This window comes from Devosia sp., from assembly GCF_041917035.1.
Lineage (GTDB): Bacteria > Pseudomonadota > Alphaproteobacteria > Rhizobiales > Devosiaceae > Devosia_A.
This window is the reverse complement of record NZ_JAYRYM010000436.1, coordinates 1-1,769: the sequence shown is the minus strand read 5'-3', so window position 1 is coordinate 1,769 and position 1,769 is coordinate 1. Positions and strand designations below refer to the sequence as shown.

General features: G+C 67.3%; 1 protein-coding gene and 1 pseudogene. Both read left to right on the top strand.

Annotated features, from left to right (window positions below):
* Nucleotides 1-435, top strand: a pseudogene (locus ACE3TU_RS22030) (threonine synthase); the annotation flags it as partial.
* A complete protein-coding gene (locus ACE3TU_RS22025) occupies nucleotides 432-1,694 on the top strand; it encodes a M16 family metallopeptidase (RefSeq protein WP_374627994.1) in 1,263 nt (420 codons plus the stop codon). The pseudogene ACE3TU_RS22030 and the gene ACE3TU_RS22025, both read left to right, overlap by 4 nt.
* Nucleotides 1,695-1,769 lie beyond the last annotated feature (75 nt).

The following is a 1,769-nucleotide window of genomic DNA, read 5'->3' as shown; positions in this document are numbered from 1 at the left end:
GACCGCGACAGCGCGGTGGTCCGGGCGATGATGGACGGGCTGCGCCAGTCGCGCGGCTTCGCCATACCCGCGCCGGCGCTCGCTGCGATCCGGGCACGATTTTCCGCCGGCCGCGCCGACGAGGCGACCACCAGCCGGACCATCGCCGAGACCCGCGCGCGGGCCGGCTACCTGCTCGATCCACACAGCGCCGTGGGTGTCGCGGTGGCCGCGAACCTGGTCGGCGGGGTGGCCCCGGTGATCACGCTGGCCACCGCCCATCCGGCCAAGTTCCCGGCTGCCGTCAAGGCGGCCTCGGGCATTGAACCGGATTTGCCGGTGTGGTTGGCTGACCTCTACACGAGGTCGGAGCGCCTCACCGTGCTCGACAACGACCAGGATGAAGTCGAGGACTTCATCCGCGCCCGTTCGCGGGTCCTGGAGGAACGCAAGTGACGGTTCGGAGTACGACGCTTCCCAACGGCATGACCGTTTTGACCGACGACATGCCGCACCTGGAAAGCGCCTCGCTCGGAATCTGGGTCAAGGCCGGCTCGCGCAGCGAGACCGAGGCCGAGCACGGCATCTCGCACATGCTCGAGCACATGGCCTTCAAGGGGACTGCGACCCGCGACGCCCTCGAGATCGCCTCGACCATCGAGAATGTCGGCGGCGACCTCAATGCGGCGACCTCGGTCGAGCACACCGGCTACTTCGCTCGCGTGCTCAAGGAGGACGTGGCGCTGGCGGGCGACATCCTCTCCGATATCCTGCAGAATTCGCTCTTCGAGAAGGACGAGCTGGAGCGCGAGCAGCACGTCATCGTGCAGGAGATCGGCGCAGCGCGCGACAACCCGGACGACCACGTCTTCGACCTGTTCCAGCAGGCTGCCTATCCCGGCCAGGCGATCGGTCGCACCATCCTCGGCACAGTCGACTCGGTCCGCAGCTTCGGGCCGGACGCCATCCGCGCCTATATGGAGCGCAACTATGTCGGCGATCAGATGGTGTTGTGCGCTGCCGGCAATGTCGACCATGATGCCCTGGTCGACATCGCCAACGACCGATTCCAGGACCTGCGTCCGGCCGGCGCGCCACCCCCTGCGAAGGCCGCCTATGTCGGCGGCGAGCAGCGGCTTGTGTCCGACCACGAGCAGGCGCACATCGTGCTCGGCATGGAGGGCAGGGCGTACAACTCCGACGGCTTCTATGCCGTGCAGATCCTCGCCTCGATTCTGGGCGGCGGCATGAGTTCGCGACTCTTCCAGGAAGTGCGGGAGAAGCGCGGCCTCTGCTACTCCGTCTATGCCTTCCACTGGGCGTTTGCCGATTCAGGCATCTTCGGGGTAGCAGCCTCGACCGGCGAGAACGAGGTGAGCGAACTGGTGCCGGTCGTGCTGGACGAACTGCGCCGGGCCGCCGAAACCATTTCGGACGAGGAAGTGATCCGCGTCCGCAACCAGATTCGCGCCGGCCTCCTGATGTCGCTCGAAAGCCCCTCCTCGCGCGCCGGTCAGCTGGCGCGTCAGCAGGTGCTGTGGGGACGGCCGATCCCGCTGCAGGAGACGGTGGAGCGGATCAACCGCATCACCGCCGAGCGGGTAAAGACCATCGCCAGGCAGGTGTTCGATGCGGGAGCCGTGTCGCTGGCCGGCATTGGTCCGGTCGACAACCTGCCGGACTACCGCGACATCGCCACCCGGCTGAAGAACTGACGTGCCGGCGCCATCGCCCCGTCGTGGACGTGCGTCATGATGCTCGGCTGGTTCGGGCGCGATGATTTGCCGGTG